1 protein-coding gene is annotated in these 454 nt (G+C 55.1%); it reads right to left on the bottom strand.

Annotated features, from left to right (window positions below; all coding sequences use genetic code 11):
* Positions 1-179: 179 nt before the first annotated feature.
* Positions 180-454: carbonic anhydrase (locus tag EN935_RS40060; RefSeq protein ID WP_281040433.1), on the bottom strand; the 275-nt coding region annotated here is incomplete at its 5' end.

Below are 454 nucleotides of genomic sequence, written 5' to 3'. Positions count from 1 at the left end.
TTCCCAGCTCAAGCCGGCGATTCCGTCATCGCTTACGCGCTGCCAAACAAGGAGAGGGTCATGACGGAGATCTGGGGAGGCGCCACCCAGGTTTCAGGTTGCCGCTGGTTTTGAAATTTCGTGCTGTCTGCATGCTGAGATCGCGGCCAGGAACGGGTACGTGCCCTAGCTTAACGAAATCAGATATCCTGGTTGCTGGCTATGGTACAGTTCAAGTCATAGAGCAAACCGTCCTTCAATCCATATATCCAACCATGGATCGATACGTTCTTGTTTGACCTCCATGCCGCATGCAGGATCGGCGTGCGCGCCAGACGTTTCACTTGGGAAGCGACTGAGCGCTCGCAGAGCCGGTCAAGATCCGTATCGCTCCAAGTACCACACTCCCGGCATTCGAATTCGGCCTCGGCAACATCTCTGATTGGCTGCAGCCAATGATCGATAAGGCCCAGAC

The organism is Mesorhizobium sp. M7D.F.Ca.US.004.03.1.1 (assembly GCF_003998635.1).
Lineage (GTDB): Bacteria > Pseudomonadota > Alphaproteobacteria > Rhizobiales > Rhizobiaceae > Mesorhizobium > Mesorhizobium loti.
Note: the sequence above shows the minus strand (reverse complement) of the source record. Positions and strands in the feature narration are given on the sequence as shown.